Genomic DNA, 18,450 nt, shown 5'->3' with positions numbered 1-18,450 from the left:
GGTTTCAGAATAGAGCTTTCGATCGCTGTGTAATAAGGGTAGGTCCATGAAAGTATGCGTGATTGGCGCCGGTGTGATTGGCGTGACGTCGGCCTATTTTTTGGCAAGGCAGGGTCATGATGTCGTGCTGGTCGACAGCCGCGCGCAGCCGGCCATGGTGTCCAGTTATGCCAATGGCGGGCAGCTGAGCTATAGCTATGTGGCGCCTCTGGCCGGCCCCGGTGTGCTGCCGAGCGTGCCGGGTTGGCTGCTGCGCGCGGATTCGCCGCTGCGTTTTCACCCGCGTCTGGACCCGCATCAATGGCGTTGGTGCCTGGAGTTCGCGCTGGCTTGCCGCGCGTCGGTAGCGCAGACTTCGACCGCACAGCTGCAGTCCCTGTCGTATTTGAGCCGGGACGTGCTGCACCGCTTGCTGGCGGATGAGCCTATCGAGTTCGGTCACGTGCTTAATGGCAAACTGATCGCTTATCGCAGTCCGGAACTGCTGGAAAAAGCCCGTCGCCTGGTGGCCTATCAGGCCGAGTTGGGTGCCGAGCAGCGCGTGCTGGACGCGAGTGAAACGCTCGCGTTGGAGCCGGCGCTGGCCGGGCTGGGCAGCAATCTGGCGGGGGCGGTCTACACACCCAGCGAAGAGGCGGGCGATTGCCGTCAATTTACGGATGGCCTGTTTCAGCGCCTGAAAGCCCTGGGCAACGTCGAGGTGCAGATGTCGAACCCGGTACGGCGTTTACGCCGTCAGGGGCGCAAGATTGTGGCCGTGGAGACCGCCAAAGGCGATATCAAGGTCGATGCCGTCGTGCTGGCAGCGGGTGTGGGTTCGCGTGAACTCATCAAGCCGCTGGGCGGGGATGTGCCCTTGTATCCGCTCAAAGGGTATAGCCTGAGCGTGCCGATGGCCGAGGGCGACGAGACCGCGCCTCAGATCAGCGTCACGGATTATGAGCGTCGTATCGTGTATGCGCGCATTGGCAAGATTCTGCGCATCGCGGCGATGGTGGACATTGGCAGCCCCAACGCCGATATCGACCCGGCGCGTATCTCGTTGCTGAAGCAACAAGTCAATGAAGCCTTCCCGCAGCTGGATTTGTCAAAAGCCGAGCCTTGGGCGGGCCTGCGTCCGGCCACGCCGACGGGCAAGCCGCTGATTGGTGAAAGTCGGGTCGCGGATAACCTGTGGCTGAATCTGGGGCAGGGGGCGCTGGGCTTTACGCTGGCCTGTGGTAGTGCGGCACTGTTGACGGCTCAGATGTCCGGGTTGCCGTTGCCGATCGACGCAACGCCGTTCAGGCCTTGATGCGGCCGTAGTGCCGCGAATCGCCGGGATGATGTGGGTCGTTTGAGCCGCGCGTACCTGTCCTCAATGAAAATCCCGGCTGCGCGCGGCCAATCCGCCGAGTAAGGACGAAAGATCCACAAGTCTTTGCGCGATGAGATGGCGGATGCCTTGCACGTTCTGCCACGTGCCATATACCCCTAACAGCGTAGCGCCCAGCAATTCGCGGCGTTGACGCTCCATCAGTTCGGCCCGTACCACCACGTTGATCGGGCCGGTCTCGTCTTCCAGTGTCACGAATACCGTGCCCTTCGCCGTTTGGGGGCGCTGGCGCGTGGTCACCAGCCCGCAGGCGCGTGCCAATCGGCGATCGGGATAGGTGTTGAGTACTGCCGCGGTCTCAAAGCGCAGGCTTTGCAGATGTTGGCGCAGCAACGCCAGCGGATGACCGCGCAGGCTTAAGCGCAGGCTGCGATAGTCATCGATGATGGATTGCCCGTCGGTGGGTTCGGGTAGTGCTGGCGTGTCGGGTTCGATGATGTCGGCGTGCCGCAGCAAATCGCGGCTGGTGATGCTGGCGCTGGCCTCCCAGCTGGCCAGCCGGCGCGGACCCACCAGCGTGTGCAGCGCGTCGCCATGCGCCAGGGCGTCCATTTCATGACGATTGAGGTTTGCCCGGCGCGCGAGGTCCTGAGCATGCGCGAATGGCTCCATAGCCCGCGCCTGGACGATACGCCGGGCGGCCGCCTCGGATAAGCCCTGTATTTGATTGAATCCTAAACGAACGGCGGGGCGAGGCATGGTCTGGCTGTCGCGCGATGCCGTGGGTTCCGATGTTGGAGCGATCCCCTCGGCAGGCGATCCAGGTAGAGCCGATTCCAACGTAGCTTCCCAATCGCTCACCATCACATCGACGGGCAACACTTGCACCCCATGCCGGCGCGCGTCTTGCACCAGTTGTGCCGGGGCATAAAACCCCATGGGTTGAGAGTTGAGCAATGCCGCCAGAAATGCCTCGGGCTCATGACATTTCAGCCATGCGCTGTCATAGGCCAGGAGGGCAAAGCTCGCGGCATGGCTTTCCGGAAACCCGTATTCGCCAAAGCCCTCGATCTGTCGGATGATCGAGGCGGCGAACTCCTCGGTATAGCCATTGCGCAGCAAGCCATTGATAAGCTTTTGATTGAACTTGTCGATGCCCCCTTTACGGCGCCATGCCGCCATGGAACGCCGCAGTTCGTCGGCTTCACCCGGTGTGAAATCGGCCGCCACCATGGCGATCTGCATCACTTGCTCTTGAAAAATAGGCACGCCCATCGTGCGCTTGAGCACTTCGCGCACGGCTTCGCTGGGATAGCTCTCGGCCTCGAGACTCTGGCGCCGTCGCAGATAGGGATGCACCATGCCCCCCTGAATGGGGCCCGGGCGCACGATGGCGACTTGAACGACCAGATCGTAGTATTCGCGTGGCCTGAGTCTGGGCAGCATGCTCATCTGCGCACGCGATTCGATCTGAAATACGCCCACGGTATCGGCCGCGCAGATCATGTCATAGGTAGCGGGGTCTTCCTTGGGGATATCAGGCAGCGTCCATGTCTGTCCGCGCCGCAGGCTCACCAGATCGAGCGCGCGACGCAGCACGGACAACATGCCCAAGGCCAGCACATCGACCTTCAGCAAACCCAGCGCATCCAGATCGTCCTTGTCCCATTGCACCACGCTGCGATCGGGCATGGCGGCGTTTTCAATGGGTACCAGCCGCGCCAGATTGTCCCGCGCGATCACAAAGCCGCCCGGATGCTGAGACAAATGGCGAGGAAAGTTGATCAGCGTTTCGGCCAGGATGGCCCAGTGCTTGGCCACCGTCGATTCCGGATCCAGGCCACAGCCGCCCAGCGTGCGCAGCAAGCCTTTTTTGCTATCCCACCATTGGTGTGCACGCGCGACAGCATCGATCACACCCGGGTCGATTCCTAGCGCGCGTCCGGTATCACGCAGTACGCTGCGCGGTCGATAGGAAATAACCACGCCGGTCAACGCCGCGCGGCGCCGACCGTATTTGCGGTAGATGTACTGGATCACCTCTTCGCGGCGCTGATGTTCGAAATCAACGTCGATGTCGGGCGGCTCGTTGCGTTCTTTGCTGATGAACCGTTCAAACAAGGTCTGGCTACGTTCCGGGTCCACCGCGGTGATGCCCAGGTAATAGCACACGGCGGAGTTCGCAGCCGAGCCGCGCCCCTGACACAAAATATGATGATCGCGGGCATACCGTACGATGTCGTAGACGGTCAGGAAATAGGGCTCATACTGCATCTCGGCGATCAAGGACAATTCTTTTTCGATCTGATCGCGGATGGCGATAGGGATACCGTTGGGGAACCGACGCTTGGCACCCGCATACACCTCTTTACGCAGATAGCTGGTGGGCGTTTCTCCCTCGGATACGATCTCGTTCGGATACTCGTAGCGCAGCGAGCGCAGCGTAAACGTGCAGCGCCGCGCGATGGCCACGGTTTCGGTCAGCATCTCGGCGGGATAAAGCGAGGCCAATCGCAGGCGGCTGCGCAGATGTTGTTCGGCATTGGCCTGCAGGGCATAGCCGCATTGTGCGACCGTGCGTTTAAGTCGTATCGCGGTCAGCGTATCGTGCAGAGGTTTGCGTGAACGCACATGCATATGCACATGACCCAGCGCTGTGACCGGCAAACCGGTGCGCTGGGATGCCTGCTGCACCGCCTGACGATGCAGATCGTCGCGGGCTTCATGCAGCAATGTCAGGCCAAGCCAGGCGCGGCCCGGAAAAACCTCAGCGAGCCATTGCGCATGCCGTGCGATGCGTTCGGCGGGCGTCCCATGCTCGGGCGCCAGGATGGCCAGGCAATCGGGCATATTGCGTAAATGCGCATACTCGGGTCCCGGCGCGGTGATATCGTCCAGCAGCAATCGATACGAGCCCTTTTCAGCGCGGGAGCGGCCCAGCGTGATGAGCTCCGACAGGTTGCCATAGCCCTCGCGCGTCTGCGCCAGCAAGACCAGCGACAGGGTGGGAGCATGCGGCGAGGTGCCGGTTTGCAGGCGCAGCGTGCTGCCAACGATCAGCGGGATCTCTTGTTTTTCGGCTTCTATCAATGCGCGCACGACGCCTGCCACGGAGCACTCGTCCGTGATCGCAATCGCCGAATAGCCCAATTGTGCGGCCTGAGTGACCAGCTCCTCGGGGTGCGAGGCGCCTTGCAAAAAGGAAAAATTCGACAGGCACTGCAGCTCCGCATACGCGGGCAGTCCATACGTGGCTTCAACCATAGCGCCCATGCAAAAACCAGCGCGCGTTCTCCGTATCGCGCTCGCGATAAATCCAGTATCTGGCACCCGCCTCGTCTTCGGCCACGAAATAGTCGCGCAGCGTCAGTGCCGCATCCCACCAGCCGCTTTCGATGCGTTCCGGACCCCGCACCAGACGCAAAGTCTGGCCGGCATACACGGGGCGATGATGACGCACCTGGAGCGCGAGTGCGGGCTCTAACAGCCAGAACGGTCGATCCATCAGATCAAAGCGGGGTTGGGACGCGGTGGGCAGAGCGGCCCAGGTATCGATGTGGCCAAGAGGATGGTTGCTAGCCCGGGACACGCCGCCCGCGCCGATTATCGAGCGGCCGGGCGGTACGGGGGTTCCTCGCGCCGACTTCGCGGATACCCGTTTCTGGCGCGAGGCCGTAGCCGGGGCATCCGCTTCTTGCGCAGGCCCCCATCGATTCGCTACCTCCGGCCGATGGTCGGCGACCGGGCGTGGCTGCAGTACGCGCTCGCGCCCCAGGCGCGCGCTCAACAAATCCAGCAGGCGCGCATGATCGGCCAGCGAACCGCCGGGTTCCGGAAACAGGCTGGTGCTGGCCTCGGGCTGTTCCACGGTTTCGTCGACCTGCAGGCATAGCGCGATCGCGGGGGCCTCGAGAGGCAGCCGGCCCAATCGTTCGCGCAGCAGGTTCAACAAGTGATGCGCCTGCCATGCCGGTTGAGCGAGCCGGATAAGCAAGGCGGTGGGCGGCCGGGCGTGGCGGCCGCGTTCATGTTCGATCGACAGCGTGATGTGCTGTACCGCCAGGCGTCGCGCCGTGAGCCAGCCGCAGAGCGGCTCGATCAGTCTTTGTGCCCAGGACAATATCGCCTCGGCATGTTCGATGTAGTCGGGCAGCTCCAGTCGTTGCTGAAAACGCGCGGGGGGCGTGATCCAGAGATGGCATTCGGGTACGGCGCCGTAGGCGGTATCCATGGCCTGCATCAGCTCGGGCCCGCAACGCCGCTGCAACCCCGCGCGCGGCAAACGGCGCAGCGCTCCTAACGTGCGGCATCCGATACTGTGCAGCCATTCCAGCCGCGCTGCGGCGGATGGCAAGAGCGCGCAAGGCAAGGCATCGAGCTGACGCGTGAGCGTCGCGATGCGCAGCGCGCGACGCGGCCCCCGGGCACGCGGCTGCCGTGCCAATAACCAGGCGCCTTGAGCCGTGGGCGCCATGCCGAGTCGGGCATGCAGATTCATGCCGCGCAACGTCTCGGCAACGCGCCGTTGCAACCGGCGCGGTCCGCCGAAATACGTCAAACTGGCATCCACCTTTAGCAGCAAGGTATCGGGTTCGGCCACGGCGATCTCGGGGGTGTATTGCAGCAAGGCGAGCGCGGCTTCCTGCAGCAGTTGCTCCTCCGCGACCGGATCACGCGCCAGCAACGGTACGTCTGGCGCAATCGCCGCCGCACCCGCGCGACGCATGCCCGCTTGGATCCCGGCCTGCGCGGCCGCCGGCGTCAGTGCGAGCACCCGCATCTGATCCAAGACCGCGAAAGCCATATCAAGAGACCAGTGAGGGCGCGTCGCGTCTAAGGGCAGGCTGTGTAGATGGGTGGCGATCCACAGAGGCATGATCAGAGGACTCGAAAACCAAAAGCAGCGGTTGCGCCACGGCGGGGCCACGCCGTTTCAGAATCTGCACGGATAAACCGCCCGGCGCGGGCGATAGCGCCAGGCGCAAAGGCGCGGGCGAGGCTTGTTGTGCCGCCGTGGCCGGCCGCATGACAAAGCACAAGGTCTCGGCCGCCTGCGCGGCCAGATGCAGGCGGCGCAGCGACTCCACCCGCACGCGTGGCAACCAGCACAGCAGCGCGCCGCAACTGCCATGTTTAAGGATCTGCTCGGCCGCCCAGAGCGCATCCATCGGCCGCTCGGGCGCCACCCACAACAGCTGGGAAGGATTCAAGCGCCATCCCTGCCAGCAGGCCACATGCGGCATATGCGGCGGCTGCACCAGGGCGATAGGATGATCCCGGTCTAATTGCGCCAAAGCAGGCTGCAGCAGACGGATTTCGCCTATTCCCGCATGCGGCAGGAGCAATTCGATCAACGCGCCCGCAGGCCACCCGCCACCGGGCAATTGGGCCGACAGGGCCGCATAGCCGGTAGCCACGCCACGGGTGGCGCTGCGCGCCAGTTGCGTGGCGCGCCAGAGGGAAGGGTGGATGTGCTCGGGCGCTAACATGGTAATTCCAAAAGACTGTGTAAATATACAGTATTTTGGAATTGCCGCAGGAGCAGAACCCTTCGAAAAAAGCGCGTTCGTCATTAATGCAGTAGGCTTGCTCTGAGCCCCGGCATTAACGGGGCTGTCACAGATCACCTATTGCTGGAGCATATTTATGAGCGAGCCCGAAGGCCTGGAGTTTCTGCCCGAGGCGGACACCGACATCAAGCTGTTGTTTGTCCTGTTGCATGGCGTGGGCGGGACACCTCAGCATCTGGTGCCCCTGGCAGAGGCCTTGCGAGCCGCGTTTCCCGCAGCGGCCATTCTGGTGCCAGCCGGCTTTGAGCCGTATGACAGTGCGCCTTCGGGACGTCAGTGGTTTTCGGCGCGCGGCATCGACGAGGACAATCGCCCCGCGCGTGTCGCTCAGGCAATGCCTGCATTGGTGGAATACGTGCGCGCGGCACAAGCTCGCTTCGGGTTGCTGCAGTCCGACACCGCGTTGGCGGGCTTTTCGCAAGGCGCCATCATGGCGTTGGAAGCCGTGCAGGCGCACGATGGCCTGGCCGGGCGCGTACTGGCCTTTTCGGGCCGTTATGCACGTCTGCCCAAGGTCGCACCGCACTACACGACGATTCATCTGTTGCATGGCGCCGATGATGCGGTAATGAACGTGAGCTACGCGCAAACTGCACAGGCTTGGTTAGATTCCCTGCATGGCGATTGCACCATCGATGTGGCCAGCAAGGTCGGCCACGAACTGCACCCGGCGCTGGTGCAACGCGCGATCGAGCGGCTGCAGACTTGCGTGCCCTTGCGCAGCTGGGAAGCCGCGCTAGGCTTGAATCAAACGCCGCCTTCGGGCGAAACGCTCCATTGAGCCACGGTAGCAACCTTCTGCCAGCCGACGCGCGACCTCAGCCCTCGAAATCCGCCCAGCAGTTCGGCGTTTCGTACAGGCGCACCCGGCTCAGGCGCAGCGAGGCACCGTAATGCCCGTGATAGTGGGGCGCCAGGCTGCGGTAGATCACCTGGGCCAGGTTCTCGGCTGTGGGGATGCAGTCCAGCACCACGGTCTTGTGTCCTGGCAAGGTCTCCAGGAAACCGCGCACGGTCTCATCGCCGCGATACACCAGAAAGGCATGATCCCAAACATCGACGATATGCTGTTTGGCGATGGATTTGATTTCGGAGAAATCCATCACCATGCCGTTATCCGATTCACCGGGCGCATCGACGACGTCGCCCGTTAATGTGATTTCCAGGACATAACGGTGCCCATGCAAATTGCGGCACTGACTGCGGTGATCGGGGATGCGATGCCCGGCATCGAATTCCAGCTTGCGCGTCACGGAAATCATCGCGTGCCTCGCAAGGGGTGGGACGTCATCATTACGGAATGCCTATGTATTTATGAGTCTGCAGGCTCAAGCGCCATTGCGGATGCTGCAGGCAGTACTGCACGGCTTGCTCGGTATGGGCGGCGCGCGCTGGTCCATCCATGGGCTGCAGGAAAAAGTGTTCGAAATCGAGATGCGCGAATCGTTCGGGCAGCGCGTTGGTCTGGGGATAGACGAGCTTAAGCTCGCTGCCGCGCTCGATCACTACAGGCGCGGTTCCTTTGGGGCTGACGCATATCCAATCGATACCCGGGGGCGGCTTGAGTGTGCCATTGGTCTCGATCGCAATGGTAAAACCATGCGCGTGCACGGCCTCGATCAAGGCTTCATCGAGCTGCAGCAACGGCTCGCCGCCGGTAAAGACGACGTAACGGTTAGCCGTGTCGGCCCCCCACGTTTGGGCGATGGTGTCCGCCAGCAAGTCGGCGGTGGCGAACTTGCCCCCGCCCATACCGTCGACCCCGACAAAATCGGTGTCGCAAAATGTGCAGGCGGCACTCGCGCGATCGGCCTCGCGACCAGACCAGAGGTTGCACCCGGCAAAACGGCAGAACACAGCTGCGCGCCCAGCGTGCGCGCCTTCGCCTTGCAGGGTCTTGAAGATTTCTTTGGCGGAATAAGTCATGGAAAATGCGTTGCGCCATGGGGCGTTGCGCCATTCGGCGTGCCCCGGCAGGGGTGTTCCTGACGGGAATCGACTATTTTACCGGGATGTAGCCCCGAATCGGTGCGCGCGGGGTGTTTTCACAGTGTCGCAGCCCGCATAAGGTATCCTGCTCCATGCAGTGACCAACAAGGCGCCGTCACGGCGCGGCAGCTATGTACCATATCCAAAATGACCTCTACCTGGACGAGCAGGAGGTCGAATTCAGCATGATACGGGCGCAAGGCGCGGGCGGCCAGAACGTCAACAAAGTGTCCAGCGCCGTGCATCTGCGCTTCGACGTGCACGCCTCCAGCTTGCCGGAGGCCATCAAGACTGCGCTATGCGAGGCGTCCGATCGCCGCGTGTCCAAGGACGGCATCATCGTCATCAAGGCGCAGACCTACCGCAGCCAGGATAAAAACCGCGCCGAGGCGCTGGAACGTCTGGCCGAACTGATCCGTTCCGTCTCTAAACCCGTCAAACCCAGACGGCCAACACGCCCCACGCGCGCGTCGCAGCGGCGCCGGGTCGAAGGTAAAGTTCAACGGGGCGACACGAAACGGCTGCGCGGTAAGGTAGTCGCCGACTAAGGTGTGCCGTCACGCCCGCCACGCAAACGTCAAATCACTATCGCCGACTGCCTCCCCGGCAGCGTTGAATTGCCGCTCATGCAACTCGCCGCGTCCGTCCGCATGTAGCGCCAGTACGGTAGATGCTCTGGTGCCATAGTCCGGGCTGACGATGAACGGACTGCTCAGCAAGCGTTCGCGCGCGAGCGGGATGCCGGTACATGGCAGTTCCGAGTCTATAGCAGGCGTACGGTCGGCCAGCATGGCATACAGGCCCGTCAGATCCGGCTGAACGGTGCCCCCAAGCAGGCGCACGAATGCCGAGCGGGTTCGACGCAGTTTGGGCCAAGGGGTGTCCAGTAAATGATTCGATACCGCGTAAACGCCCGGCGGCAGCTGGCGTGGAATGCCTTCGTGATTACTGTAGTAAGCCGCCTGCTCCGGGTCGCCCACAATCAGGTTAAAGCCGTTGTAGCGCGCGCCGCGTGCGTGTACGTCGGCCAGATACGCCATGGGATCCAGATCGCCGCGCAAAAACGTTTCGACCAGTGCGCCCCGGGACGGGGCGTCGACCAGCAAGCGACGCGGGTCCCGGACGTTGGTGAGAATCGCATAGCGCCCGAATTCGTTGACGCCCATCCACGTGCCGCCGCCGCGTAAATCGCGTCCAGCGTAAAGACGTGGCTGCCCTGGCCAAGCCCCGGCCGCCTGCGCGGGCCGCGCATGAAACTCGTCCCGGTTGGCGGCGATCAGTACCGGCACACCGGGTACATGACGAACAGCGAATACAGCTAAACACATAAGTGATCCAAATCATCTTGCCGCGAGTCGCTACTTACACCTCAGTACGCTCAGTGCCGGCCAAACGAAAAATAAACCGCATCTTACGCCGTCACTGACTGAAGGAGCGCACCCTCCACGCGTTGCAAAATAATTGAGATTTAGAGGAACTAAGTGAAATTATAAGTCACAAAATGGAGGTTGAATAGCGCATTTTCTTTAAAGGAGTTGGCATGCTGACTAATGTGGACCCGCGTGCGGTCCTAAGGAAATTCGGTCAAGGCATCGGTCTCACCGACCTCGCACTTGACGCCGAGGGCCACTGCTACCTCAGCTTTGATGAGATGGTGGTTGAAATCAGGCTTCACGAGGAAGCAGGGCGCTTTACCGCCTCTTCTCAGATCGCAACCCTACCGCCGAAAGCCGGGGAACTCCTGTTGACGCGTTATCACGCGTTGAACTACCTGGGCCTTGTCATGGGTAGCGGCGCGATCGGCGCAGATCCCTCCACCCTCGCGGTCCATTATCTGCAGCACATTCCCCTGCGCGGTCTCGATGAAACCATCTTCAGCAAAGCAATGACCATGATGGTCAACCGCGTCGAAAAACTGACCCACTGGCTCGCAACGGAACCCCCGGAAGCAGCGGTATCCAGCGAAAACGAACGCATGAACGCTTTCATGCTGTCTCTACACGCTTAATCAAGCTAGGAACATGCCATGACAATTACCGTGCAGGCCTTTTGGGACGCGGCCAGAGGGACGTCCGGAGACATCTTACTCACCAAGGACAAGAGCGGGCTCCAAAGTCAATACTCCGGCTTCCTAGGAAGGATCGTATCCTGGTTCCGCGGCATCGGTGCCGAAGAACATCGTGCCGTGAGGGACCATTTTGCCGCCGCGCTGAAACGCGAATACGGCGAGCAGGTGATGGACCATCCGCAAGTGCAAGCTATGTTGGGCGGTACGAACTCCGACGGTAAGCCGCTGGCTGCTCGCGTCGTTCGAGATGTAACGCAGTTCGCCGATACGGAACGCAAGAGTAGATATAAACAACAAAATCTGGCGCTAGCGGCTCTTGGGAAAGGCGGTGAGTCGATAGAAGTGAGCGCGCCGTACAAGGACCTTCGCGCCCTCAAACAGGCGGCAGCGAACTTCAATCGCTACATCGACGCCGCAGGAAAAAGTTCGCGACTTATCAACGCTATGGCGGACTTTGTCAATAAGCCTGACTCTGAACCATTAAAAACGCTCGCGGGCGCAGACGGTACGGCATATGTAAATTTCGTCGACGCGTTCAGGTCCGCCGGTGGTGGCGAGGATGTCGCCAAGGCTGCGTCTAGCGAGCGACTACAAGCCAACTGCGCCAAGTACGCGCCGAACGATTCACCCACTACGATTCGCGATGCCGCGCAGTTTGCATCGTCGCAGGTGCTTAGTGAACTCAAGCAGCACTGCGATCAGTTGCTCTCGGCGAAGCCCGCCGAACTCGCCAGCGTTGCGAAGAATACAATCGCGCACACCCGGGACCGACAGGACGGTATGTTCGAGGCGTATCGAATGCTGTCGAAGCCGGGAATACTTGAGGGCCTTCCCCAATCGGATGTTGCCCTGTTGCGCGGGCTCAAAATGGATCTGGAGACTCGTCTGTTACAGATGAGGAACCCCGATGGGCCCTATCAGCAGCTCATTGCTTTTGCGGCCATGGCTGTCCAGGACCCCTCGAGGTTCCGATCCAGGCTAAATCCGCTGGCAGGCGGCAACATCCCCATACGGTTGCCTCGCGCGGGTAATGAAAACAACAAGCTGCTGGTTATCTCTTCTTCTTATCCAGACCTCGATTCGATGAAAGTGGCGGCTGGAAAATTCAGCCGTTTTATCGATTTTGCAGGCAAAAAGGCGCCGCTTGTCGCCGATATGACCAACTATATAAACCGGCCGGATGCGGACTTATTAAGCCGCTTGCGCGAGAGCGAGCCATCGCTAGGCCGTTTCGTGCAGGCGTTCGACGACGGTCTTAGCGACCCGCGCTTCTCGCAGGCGGCGCTAAATGACACCGTCAGGACGAACTGCATCAAATTGCGCATAGACCCGATGGGCGCGGCGGTTGAGAACGCCCTGGTGGCCGCTACGGTGCAAATCCCGACCCGTTTCAAAATGCTTTGTGACGAACTGATCGCGGCCGATCCGCAAAATACGGGATTCGCGCAGGGCAAGAGCGCCGAAATCCTCAGCGTCGCCGCTGCGCAGATAGCAACGATAGAAAACGGCATCAAAGTGCTTTCGAATCCGCGTGTCTATCAAGCGTTGCCCGATAACCGACTGCCGGCGGTATCCAACGCGGACCGCGCGATCCTGGCAGAGCTGAAGGGCGGGCTAGAGGAACGGCTTGAGCAGATGAAAGACCCCGAAGGGCCGTTTCAGCAATTCATCGCCTTTGCGGCGATGGTCGCTCAGGACCCGGCGGGCTATTTGTCATCTCTCCCCGCTGCGACAGAGACCACTGAAATTTAGTGGAACAAAAATCTTTTCTGTAGTCACTCATTGCGTGAGAGAGACATTAATCCTAAGGACTAACCATGCTGACACTTGCGAACCCTAATGACATATTGACCAACTTTGGCAAGAGCATTGGTATTGCGGATATCGCCTTCGACGAGGACGGCCATTGCTGTCTAGGATTCGACGATCTGGTCGTGGACATCGCGATTAGTGAAGACAACGAACACCTCATTATTTCATCAAAGATCGCGACCGTACCTGTTGACGCGCCTGTATCCGTACTGACGGGATATCTTTCGCTGAACTACATCGCGCTGTCGATGGGCATTGGCGCTATCGGTCTGGACATCACCAAGCGCATCGTTCGATATGTCGATCGCATCTCAATGCATGATCTGGATGACGAGGCCTTTCTCGGCGAGATGACGCGATTCGTTAATCGGACCGAGAAGCTGGTGTCGTGGTTGTCGGCGGAGCATTTCGATAATGCCGCGTCTAGCGGTGCGGAAAAGATCACCGACTTTATTAAGTCTCTCTGATATTAACAATACAGTATAGGGAGTCATCGAAATGGCTATCAGTTTGGAAGCTTTCCGCAACGTCGCGACTAACGACACGAACGTTCTTCAAATCAAAAACAACAATACGACGGTCCAAAAACAAGGGACCTTGTCAGCGTTGTTTGGGAAAGTGGTCTCGTGGCTGACGGGCTCCGACCAGCTTGCTGAGCATAAGGCCGTCAAGCAAGAGTTTGTCAATGCCCTGCGGAATCATTATGGTGCAAGGGTGCTGGAAACCGATGGGATGCGCAAGCTGTTGGAGCAATTGATGGCCCCCGACGACAAACCGTTGACCGCGTACAGAGCGCGTAACATCATGGCCAGTGCCGACTTCCATGCCAAACCCCTTCATCATCAGAAGCCGCTGTCAGTGATCAGCAGCACTCTCAAGGGAGCGTCGTCGTATGAGCACATCGGCGAATTGTACGAAGCGGCAACTCAATTTGGCGGCCAGGTCGATTTTCGGAACAAGAAGGCGCTGGTGCTCGAAGCTATCGCACAACACGTGGCGAACCCTGATCCCAAGGGGTTAAGAGAATTGAGCGAAGCTGCAGGACCGCACTATGCGCGTTTTGCGGGTATTTTCGGACGCAACGACATAAAGGAAGACGTGCTCAAGTCTCTTCAGAACAAACTGCTAAAAACCGATGACGCCGTGAAAGCCGAGGAGCATATCGCGGCTGTTATGAAGGCATATGGCAGGGCTAAAACTGACGTCGTGAAGAATATGTCGAATCTCACTAGTGAATTGCTTCAAGCAGAGAATCGCGGCGACGTCGAACTAGTGAGTGAACGACTTATGAGAACAATGACCCAACAATGCCAGGATATATGGGAAGGGGAGAAGGCGCTGAAGGAGCTGATTAATACAAAGGGGCTGCCGCAGCGTGACGTGCAGGCGCTCAGGGATTTGAAGAGTGCGCTGGTAAATCGGCTGGACGAAATTAGCCACCCCGAAGGGCCTTTCCAACAACTTATCGCGTTCGCCGCGATGGCGGCTCAAGCCCCTGAAGAATTCTTGGTTCCGTTGCATAGCGAGGCCCCGAAACCCATCGTACGCGGCACTGTCAGCTTAGAGGCCGGGGGCGCGGATGGTGATAGGACGGTGCGTTCGGCGTATGAAGATATCGACGCGCTAAGGACGGCGGCGGCCAATTTTCGTGAAAAAATTGGCTTTAAGAATGGGAAGTTCGAGGCGTTGAGCGACCTGTTGCAGTATATCAACCAGCCTGACGAAAAGGGCCTTAAGCGGTTGCGTCAGGTCGGTGGGGAAAAATTGGTGCAGCTCGGCGAAGCCTTCAAAGCACATGAAAACGATGGACGAAGGGTCGAGGTAGCGCAAAAAACGCGGGTAAAGGAAAACGCAGTTGCCTACTTGAACGGCTTGCGAGAAAAACCGAGCGAGTCGCCGGCCACAGTCTGGAGCACCTTTGTCGGCTCGGTCCCTCAAACGTTTGTACAACATCAAATAACGATAGCGGAATTACTCCGTGCGCGTGACGTGAAGACCGTCGAAAACATAAGTCGCGAGTTAGTAGGCAGAATGCAAAACCAAATGATCCGCACGCAGTACGGTGTCGCAGCACTCGCGGATGCCTCTTTATACGAGGGTCTTTCGCTGGACGATAAAGTACAACTTCGAGGCTTGCATAGCGCAATGGAGGGGCGACTGGAAGCGATGGGTGATCCCGAGGGGTTCTATCAGCAGCTTTTCGCTTATGCCGCCACGATCTTGGAGAACCCCGAAGCATTTTTCGCCCAACTCCCGGCCGCGGCTCCTCGCGAGGCCGAGGCCGCGCCTCGTCCTAATTAAAGCCCCTGGACTCAGGCGAGCCGGTAATGCGCAGCCGTCTTCTCGAAATCAGCGAGCGTGGCTCGTTGCCACTCCGCACCGAGGCTAAGTTCCTCCCCAAGGATGCGCGCTACCTCCGGGGCAGCAAGTATCGCCGCCTCGCTATCGAGAAACAGCGCCCGATTACGCCGTGCCAGCACATCCTCGACGCTGTGGGCCAGTTCATGTCGTGCAGCGTACCGCACGTGCGCTTCTGTCAGGCAACTGGCTTTGACCAGCACATGATCCAAGCCGGGTAGGGCACGCAAGGTCTCCAGGTCCGTGCCGTAGTAACTATCTGGCGTGCCGTGCGCGATCGCGCTTTTGGCAGCGTCTTTGGGTGCGCCATGCAATGCCAGATCCGCCGTGCGGCAATGCGCCTGTGGCAGTAGCTGGTTCTGGATGGCCGTGTCGATCACGTCCTGAGCCATCTTGCGATAAGTGGTCCACTTGCCGCCGGTTACCGTAACCAGGCCATGTTGCGACACCAGAATCGTATGCTCGCGCGACAGCGATTTCGTGGACGCGGCGCCCGTTGCTTTCACGAGCGGGCGTAACCCCGCCCAGACGCTGGTCACATCGGCACGCGTCGGTCTGCGGCTGAGATAACGGCCAGCGGTTTTCAGAATAAAGTCGATTTCGGCGTCGCCCGCGCGTGGGTCCATCGGGAGGTCATCGCGCGGTGTGTCGGTGGTGCCGACGATGGTATGTCCATTCCATGGCACGACAAACAGCACGCGTCCGTCATCGGTCTTTGGAATCAGGATGGCCTTGTCGCCCGGCAGGAATTCGCGTGGCAAGGTCAGGTGCACGCCTTGACTCGGCGCCACCATGGTGGGTGCTTGCGCATCCTCCATGCGTCGTACGCTGTCGACCCATACCCCCGTGGCATTGACCACGCAGCGACCCCGCACGGGGATTTCGGCGCCGCTCAGCACGTCCTGCATGACCACGCCTTCGATCGCGTCTTTGCCATTGTGCATGGTGGTGCCGCGCAGCAGGCCCGTGACGCGCGCGTAGTTGATCGCCGTGCCACCCAGGTCGAACAAAGTGCGCATCAAGGCCACCGCCAGCCGCGCATCGTCGAACTGGCCGTCGTAGTACAAGATCCCGCCACGCAGATTGCGTCCGCCGACCGACGGTGCCACGGTGCTGGCCTCGGCCAGCGTTTCACGTTTAGACAGCCAGCGGCTGGGCGACAAGTTCAGCTTGCCGGCCAGCATGTCATACATCTTCAGACCCACGCCATAGAAGGGCTGATCGAACATGCCATAAGCCGGCACCACAAACCCCAGCGGCCATACCAGATGGGGGGCGTTGCGATTGAGCACACCACGCTCGTGCAGGGCCTCGCGCACCAGACTGATATTGCCTTGGGCCAGATAGCGCACACCACCATGGACGAGCTTGGTGGCTTTACTCGATGTGCCTTTCGCGAAATCCTCGCCCTCCACAAGCAGCGTACGATAGCCGCGAGCGGCCGCATCTACCGCCGTTCCCAAGCCGGTGGCACCGCCACCGATCACGATCACATCCCAGGTCGTGTTGTCGTTTAGCGTGTGGAGCAGCGCGCTGCGGGTTGGGATCGCTGAGGCGGTAGAAGTTGAGGTCATGGCAAGTGGGGTAAAAATCCCTCGACGTATCGGTGCAGAGTCGTTCCAGCCCGATTACGGTCGCGAGAAAGGGTTAAATTCCGCCGCGGATTGGTGCGCAGCTTGCGGTTCCAGCCTCGTGTCGTCAGCATCCGGCGTCACCGCGGGCTCGGCCACCACACATCGCACGCCTGCATCTTGCAAGGCTTGTGCCAGGGGCGCCGGCGGCTGGGCGTCGGTAAAAAAGCGGTTGATCTGCGAGATATGCGCGAGTTCCACCATCGCCTGGCGCTCGAATTTGCTGCTGTCGGCGGCCAGCCAGACCTCGCGCGATTGTTCGATGATGCAGCGCGCGACGCGCACCTCGCGGAAATCGTAATCGCGCAGGGTGCCGTCGGTCTCGATGCCGGAAATACCGATCAGTCCGATGTCGACTTTGAATTGGCGGATAAAGTCGATCGTCGCTTCCCCGACAATGCCGCGATCGCGCGAACGCACGACGCCACCGGCCAGGATCACCTCGCAATCAGGGTTGTCGGCCAAAATGTCCGCGACATGCAGATTATTGGTAATCACGCGCAGCCCTCGGTGGCGCATCAACGCACGCGCGATGGCTTCAGTGGTCGTACCAATATTGAGAATGAGAGAGCAGCCATCAGGAACCGCGTCGGCGACGGCTTGGGCAATGCGCTGCTTGGCTTCGGCATGCAGACCTTGGCGCTTGCGGTAGGCGATGTTCTCGATTGTCGAGGATTCGATCCGTACTCCGCCATGAAAACGCGATAGCAATCCTGCGTCGGCAAGCAAATTGACGTCGCGTCGCACGGTCTGCAACGTGACATCGAAGTGGCGAGCCAAGGACTCGATACTGGCCGATCCCTGGGATCGGACCATTTCCACAAGTGCGCTTTGACGAGGGTTCAGGATCATATTAGTAGTTTAAAACAACAAAAGCGAAAAAAGAACGGATAGCCGTAAGTTTGTTTGTTTTCGTTTTGACTAAAAATCGCAAAGAGACGTCACCAGAGCGTTGCGTGCCTGGTGGCGCGATGGCGACAGAGCTAGAAACCGAGAAGAAGGCCGTAGCGTAATACCGTGCGGGTTACGCCCGGGCAGATGGCATCTGCAACTTGCTTATAACGGCTGACGTCTGAACAACTGGGCCAGGGATTCGGCGTCCATGACAGCGATTTTGTTCGCTTCGGCGTACGCGCGTGCCGCTGGCGACAGTTCACCGAGCGTGACATAAACCGCCTCGGTGGCTCCTGCCGCGGTGCGCGCGGATTGCAAGCGTTGCAGAGGTTCGACCCCGGTATGGGCCGCCTTCCAACGACGAGCGGATAGCACGGCGCGCCCGGCGCCCGGCCGGGCGAGGTCAAAGTCCGCCGCGCCGCCTGTGATGGGTTGGACCTGACAGCCATCCGCTTTTAGCGCCGTTTGTAAACGAGTGGCGAATTCAGACCAGGACAGCGCGGCCAGCGTTTGCGTGGTCCGTTCAACGCGCGCGGCGGAGGGGCGATTGCGCTGTTTCCATGCCGCGATCGCGGCGATCACCAAAAAAGGCACCGCGCCGAAGAGGGGAAATAGCGCATACGCGGGGGGCGTTACCGCGATGCCAATGAACACCAGCGCGGCAGCCACCAACAGACTCGCCCACCAGCGCGAGCGCAGCAGGATGCCGAAAAGGGAATTCCGAGCCATCAACTTCATACGATCCGCCGGTACTTATAAAGGTTTGTGGCCGTCTGCCGGTTCCCCGGTTGCAGGTGCCGAGGTCGATACAGG

16 protein-coding genes are annotated in these 18,450 nt (G+C 60.3%); 7 read left to right on the top strand and 9 right to left on the bottom strand.

Features of this window, described 5'->3' with window-relative positions; translation table 11 throughout:
• Window positions 1-46 precede the first annotated feature (46 nt).
• Window positions 47-1,294 (top strand): D-amino acid dehydrogenase, encoded by a 1,248-nt coding sequence (locus GOQ28_RS13885; RefSeq protein ID WP_160356874.1) that lies wholly within the window; start codon window positions 47-49, stop codon window positions 1,292-1,294.
• A 63-nt stretch (window positions 1,295-1,357) separates the two neighbouring features.
• On the opposite strand, the gene GOQ28_RS13880 is transcribed toward GOQ28_RS13885, so the two are convergent.
• Genes GOQ28_RS13880 through imuA form a run of 3 tightly spaced genes read right to left on the bottom strand, consistent with a single transcriptional unit; the run spans window position 1,358 to window position 6,804 of the window.
• Window positions 1,358-4,588 carry an error-prone DNA polymerase gene (locus GOQ28_RS13880; RefSeq protein ID WP_272898849.1) on the bottom strand — a complete coding sequence of 1,077 codons (3,231 nt, stop codon included), beginning with the start codon at window positions 4,586-4,588 and terminating at the stop codon, window positions 1,358-1,360.
• The gene (locus GOQ28_RS13875; protein ID WP_236844349.1) at window positions 4,572-6,191 is read right to left on the bottom strand and encodes a Y-family DNA polymerase; all 1,620 of its coding nucleotides are present in this window, start codon (window positions 6,189-6,191) and stop codon (window positions 4,572-4,574) included. The genes GOQ28_RS13880 and GOQ28_RS13875 overlap by 17 nt, the downstream gene beginning before the upstream one ends.
• Window positions 6,121-6,804: a translesion DNA synthesis-associated protein ImuA gene (imuA, locus tag GOQ28_RS13870; RefSeq protein WP_160356873.1), complete on the bottom strand. Its 684-nt coding sequence runs from the start codon at window positions 6,802-6,804 to the stop codon at window positions 6,121-6,123. Before imuA ends, GOQ28_RS13875 begins: the two co-directional genes overlap by 71 nt.
• A gap of 157 nt (window positions 6,805-6,961) precedes the next feature.
• Here imuA and ypfH point away from each other — a divergent pair, with 157 nt between their 5' ends.
• Window positions 6,962-7,666 carry an esterase gene (gene ypfH, locus GOQ28_RS13865; protein ID WP_160356872.1) on the top strand — a complete coding sequence of 235 codons (705 nt, stop codon included), beginning with the start codon at window positions 6,962-6,964 and terminating at the stop codon, window positions 7,664-7,666.
• A gap of 37 nt (window positions 7,667-7,703) precedes the next feature.
• Here ypfH and queD read toward each other — a convergent pair whose 3' ends face one another.
• Window positions 7,704-8,147: a 6-carboxytetrahydropterin synthase QueD gene (gene queD, locus GOQ28_RS13860; RefSeq protein WP_160349430.1), complete on the bottom strand. Its 444-nt coding sequence runs from the start codon at window positions 8,145-8,147 to the stop codon at window positions 7,704-7,706.
• Window positions 8,148-8,178: 31 nt separating this feature from the next.
• Window positions 8,179-8,811: a 7-carboxy-7-deazaguanine synthase gene (gene queE, locus GOQ28_RS13855; protein WP_160356871.1), complete on the bottom strand. Its 633-nt coding sequence runs from the start codon at window positions 8,809-8,811 to the stop codon at window positions 8,179-8,181.
• Window positions 8,812-9,005: 194 nt separating this feature from the next.
• Here queE and arfB point away from each other — a divergent pair, with 194 nt between their 5' ends.
• On the top strand, window positions 9,006-9,422 hold the full coding sequence (gene arfB / locus GOQ28_RS13850; RefSeq protein ID WP_160356870.1) for an alternative ribosome rescue aminoacyl-tRNA hydrolase ArfB: 417 nt from the start codon (window positions 9,006-9,008) through the stop codon (window positions 9,420-9,422).
• 9 nt (window positions 9,423-9,431) lie between these two features.
• On the opposite strand, the gene GOQ28_RS13845 is transcribed toward arfB, so the two are convergent.
• On the bottom strand, window positions 9,432-10,202 hold the full coding sequence (locus GOQ28_RS13845) for an NRDE family protein (RefSeq protein ID WP_160356869.1): 771 nt from the start codon (window positions 10,200-10,202) through the stop codon (window positions 9,432-9,434).
• 212 nt (window positions 10,203-10,414) lie between these two features.
• Here GOQ28_RS13845 and GOQ28_RS13840 point away from each other — a divergent pair, with 212 nt between their 5' ends.
• The 4 genes from GOQ28_RS13840 to GOQ28_RS13825 all read left to right on the top strand — a co-directional run bounded on the left by GOQ28_RS13840 (window position 10,415) and on the right by GOQ28_RS13825 (window position 15,055).
• Entirely contained in the window at window positions 10,415-10,882 is a 468-nt protein-coding gene (locus GOQ28_RS13840) for a type III secretion system chaperone (protein ID WP_160356868.1), read from the top strand.
• Between the two features lie 18 nt (window positions 10,883-10,900).
• Entirely contained in the window at window positions 10,901-12,694 is a 1,794-nt protein-coding gene (locus tag GOQ28_RS13835) for a hypothetical protein (RefSeq protein WP_160356867.1), read from the top strand.
• Between the two features lie 65 nt (window positions 12,695-12,759).
• Entirely contained in the window at window positions 12,760-13,221 is a 462-nt protein-coding gene (locus GOQ28_RS13830; RefSeq protein ID WP_160356866.1) for a type III secretion system chaperone, read from the top strand.
• Window positions 13,222-13,252: 31 nt separating this feature from the next.
• A complete protein-coding gene (locus GOQ28_RS13825) occupies window positions 13,253-15,055 on the top strand; it encodes a hypothetical protein (RefSeq protein WP_160356865.1) in 1,803 nt (600 codons plus the stop codon).
• 11 nt (window positions 15,056-15,066) lie between these two features.
• Here the strand turns inward: GOQ28_RS13825 and GOQ28_RS13820 are convergent, their stop codons facing one another.
• From GOQ28_RS13820 to GOQ28_RS13810, 3 genes are all read right to left on the bottom strand, one after another.
• Complete coding sequence (locus GOQ28_RS13820; protein WP_160356864.1) at window positions 15,067-16,686, bottom strand: glycerol-3-phosphate dehydrogenase/oxidase; 1,620 nt, start codon at window positions 16,684-16,686, stop codon at window positions 15,067-15,069.
• A gap of 54 nt (window positions 16,687-16,740) precedes the next feature.
• On the bottom strand, window positions 16,741-17,595 hold the full coding sequence (locus tag GOQ28_RS13815) for a DeoR/GlpR family DNA-binding transcription regulator (protein ID WP_160351862.1): 855 nt from the start codon (window positions 17,593-17,595) through the stop codon (window positions 16,741-16,743).
• A gap of 204 nt (window positions 17,596-17,799) precedes the next feature.
• Complete coding sequence (locus GOQ28_RS13810) at window positions 17,800-18,366, bottom strand: restriction endonuclease (protein ID WP_236844348.1); 567 nt, start codon at window positions 18,364-18,366, stop codon at window positions 17,800-17,802.
• Window positions 18,367-18,450 lie beyond the last annotated feature (84 nt).

It is taken from the genome of Bordetella sp. 02P26C-1, from assembly GCF_009763255.1.
Taxonomy (GTDB): Bacteria; Pseudomonadota; Gammaproteobacteria; order Burkholderiales; family Burkholderiaceae_B; genus Bordetella_A.
Note: the sequence above shows the minus strand (reverse complement) of the source record. Positions and strands in the feature narration are given on the sequence as shown.

Excerpts from the sequence above, each read along its gene's own strand:
- queE (WP_160356871.1), bottom strand. The coding sequence starts at position 8,811 with ATGACTTATTCCGCCAAAGAAATCTTCAAGACCCTGCAAGGCGAAGGC.
- GOQ28_RS13825 (WP_160356865.1), top strand. The coding sequence starts at position 13,253 with ATGGCTATCAGTTTGGAAGCTTTCCGCAACGTCGCGACTAACGACACG.
- arfB (WP_160356870.1), top strand. The coding sequence starts at position 9,006 with ATGTACCATATCCAAAATGACCTCTACCTGGACGAGCAGGAGGTCGAA.
- GOQ28_RS13875 (WP_236844349.1), bottom strand. The coding sequence starts at position 6,191 with ATGCCTCTGTGGATCGCCACCCATCTACACAGCCTGCCCTTAGACGCG.
- GOQ28_RS13830 (WP_160356866.1), top strand. The coding sequence starts at position 12,760 with ATGCTGACACTTGCGAACCCTAATGACATATTGACCAACTTTGGCAAG.
- imuA (WP_160356873.1), bottom strand. The coding sequence starts at position 6,804 with ATGTTAGCGCCCGAGCACATCCACCCTTCCCTCTGGCGCGCCACGCAA.
- GOQ28_RS13840 (WP_160356868.1), top strand. The coding sequence starts at position 10,415 with ATGCTGACTAATGTGGACCCGCGTGCGGTCCTAAGGAAATTCGGTCAA.
- GOQ28_RS13835 (WP_160356867.1), top strand. The coding sequence starts at position 10,901 with ATGACAATTACCGTGCAGGCCTTTTGGGACGCGGCCAGAGGGACGTCC.
- GOQ28_RS13845 (WP_160356869.1), bottom strand. The coding sequence starts at position 10,202 with ATGTGTTTAGCTGTATTCGCTGTTCGTCATGTACCCGGTGTGCCGGTA.
- GOQ28_RS13815 (WP_160351862.1), bottom strand. The coding sequence starts at position 17,595 with ATGATCCTGAACCCTCGTCAAAGCGCACTTGTGGAAATGGTCCGATCC.
- queD (WP_160349430.1), bottom strand. The coding sequence starts at position 8,147 with ATGATTTCCGTGACGCGCAAGCTGGAATTCGATGCCGGGCATCGCATC.
- GOQ28_RS13810 (WP_236844348.1), bottom strand. The coding sequence starts at position 18,366 with ATGGCTCGGAATTCCCTTTTCGGCATCCTGCTGCGCTCGCGCTGGTGG.
- GOQ28_RS13820 (WP_160356864.1), bottom strand. The coding sequence starts at position 16,686 with ATGACCTCAACTTCTACCGCCTCAGCGATCCCAACCCGCAGCGCGCTG.
- GOQ28_RS13885 (WP_160356874.1), top strand. The coding sequence starts at position 47 with ATGAAAGTATGCGTGATTGGCGCCGGTGTGATTGGCGTGACGTCGGCC.
- GOQ28_RS13880 (WP_272898849.1), bottom strand. The coding sequence starts at position 4,588 with ATGGGCGCTATGGTTGAAGCCACGTATGGACTGCCCGCGTATGCGGAG.
- ypfH (WP_160356872.1), top strand. The coding sequence starts at position 6,962 with ATGAGCGAGCCCGAAGGCCTGGAGTTTCTGCCCGAGGCGGACACCGAC.